At 73.7% G+C, this 12,223-nt stretch carries 11 protein-coding genes; 9 read left to right on the top strand and 2 right to left on the bottom strand.

Annotated features, from left to right (window positions below):
* Positions 1-3 precede the first annotated feature (3 nt).
* From ACZ5DC_RS16390 to ACZ5DC_RS16365, 6 genes are all read left to right on the top strand, one after another.
* Positions 4-1,845: an acetyl/propionyl/methylcrotonyl-CoA carboxylase subunit alpha gene (locus tag ACZ5DC_RS16390; protein WP_468653230.1), complete on the top strand. Its 1,842-nt coding sequence runs from the start codon at positions 4-6 to the stop codon at positions 1,843-1,845.
* A 54-nt stretch (positions 1,846-1,899) separates the two neighbouring features.
* Positions 1,900-3,060, top strand: a complete 1,161-nt coding sequence (locus ACZ5DC_RS16385; RefSeq protein ID WP_468653228.1) for an acyl-CoA dehydrogenase family protein — start codon at positions 1,900-1,902, stop codon at positions 3,058-3,060.
* Between the two features lie 56 nt (positions 3,061-3,116).
* On the top strand, positions 3,117-4,685 hold the full coding sequence (locus ACZ5DC_RS16380) for a 4-coumarate--CoA ligase family protein (RefSeq protein ID WP_468653226.1): 1,569 nt from the start codon (positions 3,117-3,119) through the stop codon (positions 4,683-4,685).
* Complete coding sequence (locus ACZ5DC_RS16375; protein ID WP_468653224.1) at positions 4,682-5,428, top strand: enoyl-CoA hydratase family protein; 747 nt, start codon at positions 4,682-4,684, stop codon at positions 5,426-5,428. The genes ACZ5DC_RS16380 and ACZ5DC_RS16375 overlap by 4 nt, the downstream gene beginning before the upstream one ends.
* Positions 5,416-6,021: a TetR/AcrR family transcriptional regulator gene (locus ACZ5DC_RS16370; RefSeq protein WP_468653222.1), complete on the top strand. Its 606-nt coding sequence runs from the start codon at positions 5,416-5,418 to the stop codon at positions 6,019-6,021. The genes ACZ5DC_RS16375 and ACZ5DC_RS16370 overlap by 13 nt, the downstream gene beginning before the upstream one ends.
* A gap of 250 nt (positions 6,022-6,271) precedes the next feature.
* On the top strand, positions 6,272-7,297 hold the full coding sequence (locus ACZ5DC_RS16365; RefSeq protein ID WP_468653220.1) for an isopenicillin N synthase family dioxygenase: 1,026 nt from the start codon (positions 6,272-6,274) through the stop codon (positions 7,295-7,297).
* Positions 7,298-7,399: 102 nt separating this feature from the next.
* Here ACZ5DC_RS16365 and ACZ5DC_RS16360 read toward each other — a convergent pair whose 3' ends face one another.
* Positions 7,400-8,500, bottom strand: a complete 1,101-nt coding sequence (locus ACZ5DC_RS16360; protein WP_468653218.1) for a citrate synthase 2 — start codon at positions 8,498-8,500, stop codon at positions 7,400-7,402.
* A 176-nt stretch (positions 8,501-8,676) separates the two neighbouring features.
* Between ACZ5DC_RS16360 and pdxH the strand changes: the two genes are divergently transcribed.
* The 3 genes from pdxH (at position 8,677) to ACZ5DC_RS16345 (ending at position 11,403) form a co-directional block, all read left to right on the top strand.
* Positions 8,677-9,363, top strand: a complete 687-nt coding sequence (gene pdxH / locus ACZ5DC_RS16355) for a pyridoxamine 5'-phosphate oxidase (RefSeq protein ID WP_468653216.1) — start codon at positions 8,677-8,679, stop codon at positions 9,361-9,363.
* Between the two features lie 322 nt (positions 9,364-9,685).
* Positions 9,686-9,877, top strand: a complete 192-nt coding sequence (locus tag ACZ5DC_RS16350; protein WP_468653214.1) for a hypothetical protein — start codon at positions 9,686-9,688, stop codon at positions 9,875-9,877.
* Between the two features lie 113 nt (positions 9,878-9,990).
* Entirely contained in the window at positions 9,991-11,403 is a 1,413-nt protein-coding gene (locus tag ACZ5DC_RS16345) for a PAS domain-containing protein (RefSeq protein WP_468653212.1), read from the top strand.
* A gap of 16 nt (positions 11,404-11,419) precedes the next feature.
* Here ACZ5DC_RS16345 and ACZ5DC_RS16340 read toward each other — a convergent pair whose 3' ends face one another.
* Positions 11,420-12,175 (bottom strand): SIS domain-containing protein, encoded by a 756-nt coding sequence (locus ACZ5DC_RS16340; protein ID WP_468653210.1) that lies wholly within the window; start codon positions 12,173-12,175, stop codon positions 11,420-11,422.
* Between the last annotated feature and the right edge of the window lie 48 nt (positions 12,176-12,223).

Raw genomic sequence — 12,223 nt, 5'->3', positions numbered from 1 at the left:
CCCGTGATTTCCAGTGTGCTCGTCGCCAACCGGGGCGAGATCGCCTGCCGTGTCTTCCGCACCTGCCGCGCGTCGGGAATCCGGACGGTCGCGGTCCATTCCGACGCCGACGAGAACGCGCTCCACGCGCGCGTGGCCGACACGGCGGTACGGCTGCCGGGCGCTGCGCCCGCCGAGACGTACCTGCGCGGCGACCTGATCGTGAAGGCGGCCCTGGCGTCCGGCGCCGACGCCGTGCACCCCGGCTACGGCTTCCTCTCCGAGAACCCGGGCTTCGCCCGCGCCGTCCTCGACGCCGGCCTGGTCTGGATCGGCCCGCCCCCGGAGGCCATCGAGGCCATGGCGTCCAAGACCCGGGCCAAGCGCCTGCTGGGCATCGAGCCCCTCCAGGAGGTGACCGAGGCCGACCTGCCCGTCCTGGTGAAGGCGGCGGCCGGCGGCGGAGGGCGCGGCATGCGGATCGTGCGCCGCCCGGACGAGTTGCGGGCCGCGCTGGAGGGCGCGCGCGCCGAGGCCGCGAGCGCCTTCGGTGACGGCGAGGTCTTCGTGGAGCCGTACCTCGAACACGGCCGCCACGTGGAGGTGCAGATCCTCGCCGACACCCACGGCACCGTCTGGGCGCTCGGCACCCGCGACTGCTCCCTCCAGCGCCGCCACCAGAAGGTCGTCGAGGAGGCCCCGGCGCCCGGACTCCCCACGGCGCTCAGGGAGGAGCTGCGCGCGCTGGCCGTACGCGCCGCCCGCGCCGTCTCCTACACCGGCGCGGGCACCGTCGAGTTCCTGGTCGCCGACGGCCGCGCCCACTTCCTGGAGATGAACACCCGCCTCCAGGTCGAACACCCCGTCACCGAGGCGGTCTTCGGCCTCGACCTGGTCGCGGAACAGATCCGGATCGCCGAGGGCCACGCCCTCGGCGCCGAGCCCCCGCACGCGCGCGGCCACGCCGTCGAGGCCCGCCTCTACGCCGAGGACCCCGCCCGTGACTGGGCCCCCCAGACCGGCACCCTGCACCGGCTCGCCGTACCGGAAGGCGTCCGCCTGGACACCGGGTACACCGACGGCGACACCATCGGCGTCCACTACGACCCGATGCTCGCCAAGGTCGTCGCGCACGCCCCCACGCGCGCGGAGGCGGTCCGCAGGCTCGCGGGCGCGCTGGAGTCCGCCGTGGTCCACGGCCCGGTCACCAACCGCGACCTGCTCGTACGCTCCCTGCGCCACCCGGAGTTCACGAGCGGACGCATGGACACCGGCTTCTACGACCGCCACCTCGACGCCCTCACCGAACCCGCCCGCGACCCCCACGCCCCCCTGGCCGCCGCCCTCGCCGACGCCCACGGCCGCTCGCGCTTCGGCGGCTGGCGCAACGTCCCCTCCCAGCCGCAGGTGAAGCGGTACGAGATGGACGGCGAGGAGCACGAGGTCCGGTACCGGCACACCCGGGAGGGCCTGGCCGCCGACGGGGTCCGGGTCGTGCACGCCGACGCGCGTCTGGTGGTGCTCGAAGCGGACGGCGTACGCCGCAGGTTCGAGGTGTCCCGGTACGGCGACCAGGTCCACGTCAACACCGTCCGCCTCACCGCCCTGCCCCGCTTCCCCGACCCGACGGCCCAGCTCGCGCCGGGGTCCCTGGTGGCCCCGATGCCGGGCACGGTGGTCAGGATCGCCGAGGGCCTGACCGAAGGAGCAACGGTTCGGGCGGGTCAGGGCCTCATGTGGTTGGAGGCGATGAAGATGCAGCACCAGATCTCGGCCCCGGCGGCGGGGACGCTCAGCACGCTGAACGCCAAGCCAGGGCAGCAGGTGGAGCCCGGCACGGTGCTGGCGGTGGTGCAGCCGACCTGAGGGCGCGGGGAACCGCGCGACCAGCCACCCACGACCCGCACGCGGAGGAACCGCATGACCACTCTCGTCGAATCCGAAGAACACAAGGCCCTCCGCTCGGCGGTGGCCGCCCTCGGCAAGCGCTACGGCCGCGACTACCTCACCCGCACCGTCGCCGAGGGCAGGCCCCCGGCCGAACTGTGGAGCGAGGCGGGAAAGCTCGGCTACCTCGGCGTCAACCTCCCGGAGGAGTACGGCGGTGGAGGCGGCGGCATAGCGGAACTCTCCATCGTGCTCGAAGAACTGGGCGCCGCGGGCTCCCCCCTGCTGATGCTGGTCGTCTCACCGGCGATCTGCGGCACGGTGATCGCCCGCTTCGGCACGGAGCAGCAGAAACGGGACTGGCTCCCCGGGCTCGCCGGAGGGAGTCGCCTGATGGCCTTCGGCATCACCGAGCCCGACGCCGGCTCCAACAGCCACCGCATCACCACCACGGCCCGCAGGGACGGCACGGACTGGCTGCTCACCGGCCGCAAGGTGTTCATCTCCGGGGTCGACATGGCCGACGCCGTGCTGATCGTCGGCCGCACCGAGGACGCCCGCACCGGACGCCTCAAGCCCTGCCTGTTCATCGTCCCGACGGACGCGGAGGGCTTCCAGAAGCACCCGATCGACATGGAACTCAACGCCGCCGAGAAGCAGTTCGAGCTGGTCCTCGACGACGTACGGCTGCCCGCCGGCGCGCTGGTGGGCGATGAGGACGCGGGGCTCCTCCAGCTCTTCGCGGGGCTCAACCCCGAGCGGATCATGACCGCCGCGTTCGCCATCGGCATGGGCCGGTACGCACTCGCCAAGGCCGTCGCGTACGCCCGCGAGCGGACGGTCTGGAAGGCCCCCATCGGCGCCCACCAGGCCATCGCGCACCCCCTGGCGCAGGCGCACATCGACCTGGAGCTGGCCCGGCTGATGATGCAGAAGGCGGCCCGGCTCTACGACGCCGGCGACGACATCGGCGCGGGCGAGGCCGCGAACATGGCCAAGTACGCGGCGGGCGAGGCCTGCGTGCGGGCCGTGGACCAGGCCGTGCACACCCTCGGCGGCAACGGGCTCACGCGCGAGTTCGGGCTCGCCTCGCTGATAACGGCCGCGCGCGTGTCTCGTATCGCCCCGGTGAGCCGGGAGATGATTCTCAACTACGTCTCCCACCAGACCCTGGGCCTGCCCAAGTCGTACTAGGGCCTCTCGTTCGGATCCAAACGAAAGACCCTAGGCGTCCCGTGCGAGGAGGAACCGTGTTCCGCAGCGAGTACGCAGACGTTCCGCCCGTAGAACTCCCCATCCACGACGCCGTCCTCGGCCGGGCCGCCGGCTTCGGCGACCAGCCGGCCCTCATCGACGGCACGGACGGCACCACCCTCACGTACGAGCAGGTGGACCGGTTCCACCGGCGCCTGGCCGCCGCCCTCGCCGAGACGGGCGTCCGCAAGGGCGACGTCCTCGCCCTGCACAGCCCCAACACGATCGCGTTCCCGACCGCCTTCTACGCGGCCACGCGCGCGGGCGCCGCCGTCACCACCGTGCACCCGCTGGCCACCGCCGAGGAGTTCGCCAAGCAGCTCGGCGACAGCGCGGCCCGCTGGATCGTCACCGTCTCCCCGCTGCTGGAGACCGCCCGCCGGGCCGCCGAACTCGCGGGCGGCGTCCGGGAGATCCTCGTCTGCGACAGCGCGCCCGGCCACCGCTCGCTGATCGACCTGCTCGCCACCACCGCCCCCGAGCCGGACACCGGGATCGACCCGGCCGAGGACATCGCCGCGCTGCCGTACTCCTCCGGCACCACCGGCACCCCCAAGGGGGTCATGCTCACCCACCGGCAGATCGCCACCAACCTCGCCCAGCTCGAGCCCGCCGTCCCGGCCGGACCCGGCGACCGCATCCTCGCCGTCCTGCCGTTCTTCCACATCTACGGCCTCACCGCCCTGATGAACGCGCCCCTGCGCAAGGGCGCCACGGTCGTCGTCCTGCCGCGCTTCGAGCTGGAGACGTTCCTCGCAGCGATCGAGAAGCACCGCATCACCGGCCTGTACGTGGCCCCGCCGATCGTCCTCGCCCTCGCCAAGCACCCGGCGGTCAGCCGCTACGACCTCTCCTCGCTGCGGTACGTGATCAGCGCCGCCGCCCCGCTGGACGCCCGGCTCGCCGTCGCCTGCGCCGAGCGCCTGGGCCTGCCCCCGATCGGCCAGGCGTACGGCATGACGGAACTGTCCCCCGGCACCCATGTCGTCCCCCTGGACCGGCTGCGCGAGGCCCCCGCCGGCACGGTCGGCAGGCTCATCGCCGGCACCGAGATGCGGATCGTCTCCCTGGACGACCCCGGCAAGGACCTGGGCACCGGCGAGTCCGGCGAGATCCTGATCCGGGGCCCCCAGGTGATGAAGGGCTACCTCGGCCGGCCCGACGCCACCGCCGCGCTGATCGACGCCGACGGCTGGCTGCACACCGGGGACGTCGGCTGCGTCGACGCCGGCGGCTGGCTGTTCGTGGTCGACCGGGTGAAGGAACTGATCAAGTACAAGGGCTTCCAGGTGGCCCCCGCCGAACTGGAGGCGCTCCTGCTCACCCACCCGGAGATCGCCGACGCGGCCGTCATCGGCGCGTACGACGCCGACGGCAACGAGGTCCCGCACGCCTTCGTGGTCCGCCGGCCCACCGCCGACGGCCTGACCGAGAACGACGTCCTGCTGTACGTCGCCGAACGCGTCGCCCCGTACAAACGCGTCCGCCGGATCACCTTCATCGACACCGTCCCCCGCGCCGCCTCCGGCAAGATCCTGCGCCGACAGCTCAGGGAGCACACGTGACGCACCCGACCGCACGCATCGGCCGCACGCGCGCGCGTGCCGTCGACACCCTCAGCCTGGACTCCACGGGCACCCGCAACGCCCTGTCCGCCGCACTCGTCACGGAACTCGCCGGGGCCCTGGCCGACTGCGGCAAGGACCCGGACGTACGGGCCGTGGTCCTCACCCACACCGGTACGACGTTCTGCGCCGGCGCCGACCTGCGCGACCCGCCCGACCCCGACGCCCTGGTGGCCCTGCTCCGGCAGATCGTGGAGCTGCCCAAACCCGTCGTCGCCCGGGTCACCGGCCACGTCCGCGCCGGCGGCCTCGGCCTGCTCGCCGCCTGTGACATCGCCGCCGCCTCCACCGACGCCACCTTCGCCTTCACCGAGGTGCGCATCGGCGTCGCCCCGGCCGTGATCTCCCTGCCGGTGATCCCGCGCACCGACCCCCGCGCCCTGGCCCGCTACTACCTCACCGGCGAACGCCTCGGCCCGGCCGAGGCCGTGCGCCTGGGCCTGCTGACGGTGGCGGCGGAGGAAGTCGACGACGCCCTGGCCCCCGTCCTCGACGGTCTGCGCCGCTCCTCCCCGCAGGCCCTGGCCGAGACGAAACGGCTGCTCACGGCTAGGGTGCTGGAGACATTCGACCGGGACGCGGCCGAGCTGACCGCGCTCTCGGCCCGGCTGTTCTCCTCCCCCCAGGCCCGGGAGGGGATGACGGCCTTCCTGGAAAGACGTGATGCGGCGTGGGTGGTGTGAGGACGACGGAACGGGAGCGCGTGCCCAAGCAGGACCGCAGCCGCGCCACGCGGCAGCGGCTCCTGGAAGCCGCCGTGGCCTGCCTCGCCGAGCGGGGCTGGGCGGGCTCCACGGTCGCCGTCGTGGCCGAGCGGGCCGGTGTCTCCCGGGGCGCCGCCCAGCACCACTTCCCGACCAGGGAGGACCTGTTCACCGCCGCCGTCGAGTACGTCTCAGAGGAACGCTCCCTCGCCCTGCGGGCCCTGTTCCCGGACGGCGCCGGCGACCGCCGGGCCGTCGTGTCCGCCCTGGTCGACCTCTACACCGGCCCCCTGTTCCGGGCCGCCCTGCACCTGTGGGTCGCCGCGTCCGACGAGGAACAGCTGCGCCCGCGCGTGACCGAGCTGGAGGCCCGCGTCGGCCGCGAGACCCACCGCATCGCCGTCGACCTCCTGCGCGCCGACGAGTCCCGTCCCGGCGTCCGCGAGACCGTCCAGGGCCTGCTGGACATGGCCCGGGGCCTGGGCCTCGCCAACCTCCTCACCGACGACACCGCCCGCCGCGAACGGGTCGTCGCCCAGTGGGCGGCGCTGCTGGAGGAAGCGCTCGGCTGAGGCCGGGTCTGGTGGGCGCGGGCCCGGGATCGTGCCGAGGGGGGGCATCAGGGGGCGCGTTACTCTTGGCGCATGCTTCCGATGCTCGTTCGCCGCCGCCACGTGGACTACGTGCGCGTCACGAGCATGGGCTGTCGGCGTCTGTCCGCCTGACCAGCCCCCTCCTCTCTCTTCCTCCCTTTTTCCGGCACCCGGGGGCCGCCACCACCCCCCGGCGGTCACCCGTGCCCCGTACACCCGCGGACGCATCATGACCACGCACACAGTGACGTCGTACGACCAGCTCCCGATCATCGACCTGTCGGCCGCCGACGGCGACCCGCAGGCCCGCGCCCTGCTCCACGCCCAGCTGCACAGCGCCGCCCACGACGTCGGCTTCTTCCAGCTCGTCGGCCACGGAGTGACCCGCGCCGAGACCGACGCGCTGCTCACCGCCATGCGCGCCTTCTTCGCCCTCCCCGAGGCCGACCGGCTCGCCCTGGACAACGTCGGCTCCCCGCACTTCCGGGGCTACACCCGCACCGGCGACGAGCGCACCGGCGGCGCCCGCGACTGGCGCGACCAGCTCGACATCGGCGCCGAACGCCCCGCCCGTGTCCCCGGCCCCGGCGAGCCGCCGTACTGGTGGCTCCAGGGCCCCAACCAGTGGCCGGCCGCCCTGCCCGGACTGCGCACGGCCGCCCTCGCCTGGATCGACAAGCTGAGCGGGGTCGCCCACCGGCTCCTGCGGGAGCTGCTGACCGCCATCGGCGCCCCGGCCGACTTCTACGACCCGGTCTTCGGCGACCACGCCCACCCGCACCTCAAGCTCGTCCGCTACCCCGGCAGCGCGGACGACGGCACCGGCCAGGGCGTCGGCGCCCACAAGGACTACGGCTTCCTGACCCTGCTCCTCCAGGACACGGTCGGCGGTCTCCAGGTGCAGCGCGAGGACGGCCGCTTCCACGACGTCCCGCCCATCGAGGGCGCGTTCGTCGTCAACCTCGGCGAACTCCTGGAGGTCGCCACCAACGGCTACCTGCTGGCCACCAACCACCGGGTCGTCAGCCCGCCCGGCGCCACCGAGCGCTTCTCGGTCCCGTTCTTCTACAACCCCCGCCTGGACGCGCGGATCGAGCCGCTCCCCTTCCCGCACGCGTCCAAGGCCCCCGGCGTCACGACGGATCCGACGAACCCGCTGTACGCCGAGTACGGCTACAACGAGCTCAAGGGCAAGCTCAGGGCCCACCCGCTGGTGGCGCGGCGGCACCACGGGAACCTGCTGACCCCGGCGTGATCGGTTCCCTGGGGCGCGGGGCCGCATCGATACGCGGCTCCGCCGCGCGGGCGCGCCGGGCCGCACCAGGCCCGCAGCCGCCCGCACGCCCCAGGACCCCGCTCAGTGGACGATGTCCGCGTACCCCTCGATGTCCTGGGGCCGGCGCGGCCCCGGCCCCACATACCGAGCAGAAGGCCGCACGAGCCGCCCCGTCCGCTTCTGCTCGAGGATGTGCGCCGACCACCCGGCCGTACGGGCGCACGTGAACATCGACGTGAACATGTGCGCCGGCACCTCGGCGAAGTCCAGCATGATCGCCGCCCAGAACTCCACGTTGGTGGCGAGCACCCGGTCCGGCCGCCGGTTGTGCAGCTCCTCCAGCGCGGCCTTCTCCAGCGCCTCGGCGATCTCGAACCGCGGCGCCCCCAGCTCCCGCGCCGTACGCCGCAGCACCCGGGCCCGGGGGTCCTCGGCCCGGTACACCCGGTGCCCGAACCCCATCAGGCGCTCGCCCCGGTCGAGCGCCTGCTTGACGTACGCCTCGGCGTCCCCCGTGCGCTCGATCTCCTCGATCATCCCGAGCACGCGCGAGGGCGCGCCGCCGTGCAGCGGCCCGGACATGGCGCCCACCGCCCCGGACAGCGCGGCGGCGACGTCCGCGCCGGTGGAGGCGATGACCCGGGCGGTGAAGGTGGACGCGTTCATGCCGTGCTCGGCGGCGGAGGTCCAGTAGGCGTCCACGGCCGCCACGTGCTTGGGGTCCGGCTCGCCCCGCCAGCGGATCATGAACCGCTCCACGACCGAGTTCGCCTTGTCGATCTCCCGCTGCGGCACCATCGGCAGCCCCTGGCCGCGCGCGGACTGGGCGACGTACGACAGAGCCATGACGGCGGCCCGCGCCAGGTCCTCCCGGGCCTGCCCCTCGTCGATGTCGAGCAGGGGCCGCAGCCCCCACACGGGGGCGAGCATGGCGAGCGCCGACTGGACGTCCACGCGGATGTCGCCGGAGTGCACGGGGATCGGGAACGGCTCGGCGGGCGGCAGACCGGGGTTGAAGGCGCCGTCCACCAGCAGACCCCACACGTTCCCGAAGGAGACGTGGCCGACCAGGTCCTCGATGTCGACGCCCCGGTAGCGCAGGGCGCCGCCCTCCTTGTCCGGTTCGGCGATCTCCGTCTCGAACGCGACGACACCCTCGAGTCCGGGTACGAAATCGGACATCAGGCGGCTCCTCGTGATGTGCGGGCGGCGGTCAACCCGGTGATGCCCCGATCTGCCGGTGGTCACCCGTGGTCAACCCAACCGCAAAGGGAGCAGCACGATAACCCCCGGTGCCATAGTTGGGGAGACCACGCGACACTGAGTGCCATACCCGTTCGATACGGCAGGATGACCGCGTGACCGACCGCGACCCGCTCCTGGACCCCGTCCTCGATCCCGCCGCCATGCGCAAGCAGTACCGGGCCGACGGCCTCGCCGAACAGGATCTCGCCACCCATCCGATGGACCAGTTCACCCGGTGGTTCGAGGACGCCGCCCGCGCGGCCCTGCACGGCACGCTCTACGAGCCCAACGCGATGGTCGTCTCCACGGCGGACGCCGAGGGCCGCCCCAGCTCACGCACGGTGCTGATGAAGCAGTACGACACCGAGGGCTTCGTCTTCTTCACCAACTACGACTCCCGCAAGGGCCGTGACCTGACGGAGAACCCGCACGTCGCGCTGCTCTTCCCCTGGCACCCGCTGGCCCGCCAGGTGATCGTCACCGGCACCGCCCGGCGCACCGGCCGCGACGAGACCGCCGCCTACTTCCGCACCCGCCCGCACGGCTCCCGGCTGGGCGCCTGGGCCAGCGCCCAGTCCTCGGTGATCGCCTCCCGCGCGGAGCTGGACACGGCCTACGCCGCGCTCGAGGCCCGCTACCCGGAGGACGCACAGGTCCCGGTCCCCCCGCACTGGGGCGGTTTCCGCGTCAGCCCGGAGACGATCGAGTTCTGGCAGGGCCGCGAGAACCGCCTCCACGACCGCCTGCGTTACGTCGCCCGGCCGGACGGCACCTGGAAGGTCGAACGCCTCAGCCCCTGACCGGGGCCCGGTGGAGACGGGCGGGAACGCAGACGACCCGCGGGCTGGGTTCCTCGAGGAGGAGCCGGCCGGACGTACCGGCAGCCCGCGGGCCGGGTGACTGCTTGGGATTGGGCCGGCTGCACGCATCGTTCGCGTGCTGGTCCGGCACCGCACATGGTGTGGGACGGGCCGCTAGCCCGCAGCCACCTCACGCGTCCGGTTGTCATACATCTGCCGAACCACCTCCCTTCTCGTGTAACCGACACCCTAAGAAACCGCCGCGACGGGCTCAACTGTTTTTTTCACGCGCCGCCCGCAATCCGGGCGAGGTGCTCGTCGGGTGCTCGACCGTGCGTCCGCCGGCGGGGGAGCGGAGGGTGGCGACGTCATCGCGCGCGTGCCGGCGGTCGACGAGGACGGGCTGCGGTTCGCCGAACGGCACGGGTATGCGGAGATCGACCGGTATGTGCTCGACGGGGAGCGCGACGAGTGGGTGGACCTGCGGCTCTCACCGGGCGGCCCGCGGCATTGATCCCCGCAATCTTGCGGGAACAGGGTGTGGGGTGTGTCACGTTCCAGTTGAATGAGGGGCAGTGAGCGAACCGAGCGCCGTGCGTGCGCGGACGCAGTCTCCAGGGGGTCGAGGTGAGTGCTTCGCGGCGGAGTGGGACCACTGACGAGCTGGGGCCGGACGAGCCCGGCGAGTCCGGCGGCTCCGACCTGCTCGCCGCGCTGCTCGACGGCATGGACGCGGCGCTGTGCGCCTTCGACGCCGACGGGGTCGTGACCCACTGGAACCGGGAGGCCGAGCGGATCCTCGGCTGGACGGCCGCCGAGGCCGTCGGGCGGCGGGGGTTCGCCGGCTGGGCGGTGCGCAGCGCCGACGCCGAGGAGGTGCAGGCCCGGCTGCTGTCGGCGATGCGGGCGCCGGGCCGGCAGGTGCACGAGTTCGCGCTGGTCACCAAGGGCGGCGGGCGCGTGCTCGTGCGGACGCAGTCGGCCGCCGTGCGCGGACCCGACGGCGAGCCCGCGGGGGTGTACTGCGCGTTCAGCGAGGTGCACGCCCAGATCGACCTGGAGCGGTCCATCGCGCTGAGCGAGGCGCTGTTCCAGGACGCGTCCTGGGGGGTCGTCCTGGTCGACGCCGACCTGCGGCCCGCCGTGGTGAACGCGCACGCGGCGCGGGCGCTGGGAGTGGGGCGCACGTCCGTGCTGGGACGTCCGCTGGGCGAGCTGCTCGCGCAGGGCGTGGAGGAGCTGGAGGCCGCGCTGACCCACGTCCTCGCCGAGGGCGCGCCGCCGGCCCCCGCCGAGATGTGGGTGACCGTCCGCGCCCCGGCGGGCGAGAAGCGGCGCTGCTGGCGCAGCGCGTTCCTGCGGCTGTCCTCGCCGCTCGCCGAGGAGCCGGTGCCGCTCGGCGTGGGGTGGCTGTTCGAGGACGTCACCGAGGCCAAGCAGGGGGAGCAGGAGGCGGCCCTGCTGCGGTTCCGGACGAACCAGCTGCACCGGGCGGCCCGTGCGGCGGCCGAGTGCGAGGACCCGGCGGAGGCGGCCACCGTCCACCTGGACTTCGCCCTCGCCGGCTTCGCCGACCACGCCCTCGTCGACCGGGTGGCGGACCGCCCGCGCGCGCAGGACGCCGACGGCGCCGGTCCGGTCCGGCTGGTACGGCTGGCGGCCACGCCCGCCGGGGCGCCGGGCCCGAGCCTGTTCACGGGCGCGGCCGGGCTTCCGCTGCGCTACCCGCAGGGCCACCCGGCGCTGAAGTGCGTCGAGCGCGGCGGCACCGTGCGCGCGGACGCCGGACCGGTCTCCGAGCAGCGGACGCGGGAGTGGGCGGAGCAGCGCCAGTGGCCCGGCGACGCGGTGCACGCCCTGTGCGCGGTGCTGCGCAGCCGGGGCCGGACGCTGGGCGTCGTGACGTTCCTGCGCGGGTCCGGCCGCAGCCGCTTCGAGCGCTCCGACACGGCGTACGCGGAGGACGTGGCCGTACGGATCGCGGCGGCCCTGGACCTGGCGGAAACACTGCGCGACCGACCGGAGGAACGCGCCCCCTGACGGCCGCGGGGCGCGGTCAGTGCCGGTAGAAGATCCGGTCGCCGTACTCCGTCATCACCCGGGCGTTCCACTCGTGTCCGCCGTCGACGTTGCCGGAGCGCAGCAGCGGGGGTTCGACGCCGCGGTCGGCGAGGGTGGCGGCGGTGGTGGCCATGACGGCCTGCATCAGGGCGCTGGTGACGACCGTGGACGCGGGGGCGAAGGGCGCCGGGATGGTGTCGAGGGTGAGTTCCGCGTCCCCGACGGGGATCTTCGAGTCGAGGACGACGTCGCAGTGGTCCTTGAGGAAGGTGCCGGAGGAGTGCCGGGACGTCGTCTGCGAGGCGTACGCCACCGAGGTGACGCCGATGACCTTCACGCCGCGGGAGCGGGCGGTGAGGGCCATCTCCACGGGCAGCGCGTTGCGGCCGGACAGGGAGACGATCACGAGGGCGTCACCGGCGCGGAGCGGTGAGGTCCCGAGGACGGCGCTCGCGAGGCCGTCGACGCGTTCCAGGGCGGAGCCGAGGGTGGCCGGGGTGACGTCGACGCCGACGACGCCGGGGACGGCGAGCAGGTTCATCAGGGCCAGGCCGCCGGCGCGGTAGACGACGTCCTGGGCGGCCAGGGAGGAGTGCCCGGCGCCGAAGGCGAACAGGCGGCCACCGGCCGTGACGGTGTCGGCGAGCAGGGTGCCGGCCGCGGTGATCGCCCCGGCCTCCTCGTCGCGGACCCGGTGCAGCAGGCCGATGGCGGCGTCGAAGAACAGGTCGGCAGGCGTGCCGTCGCTCATGCGGTGCCCCTTCGCAGCGTCTGTGTCGCGGATCACCGTGCGGTCTGG

It is taken from the genome of Streptomyces sp. NPDC031445 (assembly GCF_055581365.1).
The sequence above is the reverse complement of the archived record's forward strand: the minus strand, read 5'-3'. Positions and strand labels throughout refer to the sequence as shown.